The sequence below is a fragment of the Roseateles sp. P5_E8 genome (genome assembly GCF_054177665.1).
Genome location: NZ_JBGCUM010000160.1, coordinates 1 through 512 on the forward strand (window position 1 = coordinate 1; position 512 = coordinate 512).

At 68.4% G+C, this 512-nt stretch carries 1 protein-coding gene; it reads left to right on the forward strand.

The features are described from left to right. Nucleotides 1-328: hypothetical protein (locus ACXRVZ_RS27780; protein WP_458233156.1), on the forward strand; the 328-nt coding region annotated here is incomplete at its 5' end. Between the last annotated feature and the right edge of the window lie 184 nt (nucleotides 329-512).

Below are 512 nucleotides of genomic sequence, written 5' to 3' on the forward strand. Positions count from 1 at the left end.
GAACTGGGACTTCAGCGGCGAGATCGGCACCGGCCGCACCGGCGAGGGTAAGGTCCGCGTGGGGTATCTGCAGGCCGATCGAGAGATTGCGCCGCAGTCTGCGTTCTTCGTGCGCGCCGAGTCGTCGCACCGCCGGTCGCTGGACGACGACGGGTCGGAGTGGCGCCGCCGCCTCGCGATGGGCCTGGCCTGGAAGCCGAGTCCGCACTGGGGCTTGCGCGTCGAGGCGGGCACCAACCGGGCCTCGCCGACAGAGTCTTCATTGCCCACGGCGCCGCCGCGCGCGCAGTGGAACGACGTTGCCGTGAGCTTCAACTTCTATCTGTGAGGCGCACGATGAACACCCGTTGGTTGCGGTCGTCGCTGCTCGCGTTGCTGGCTGCGCTCGCCCTGCTGAACCCGTTGAACGTGGCCGCGGCCGACGATGCCGTCGTCGTGATCATCCACAAGGACAACCAGCACGCGATCGACCGCAACTACCTGGCGGCCATCTACACCGGGCGCCTGAAGGG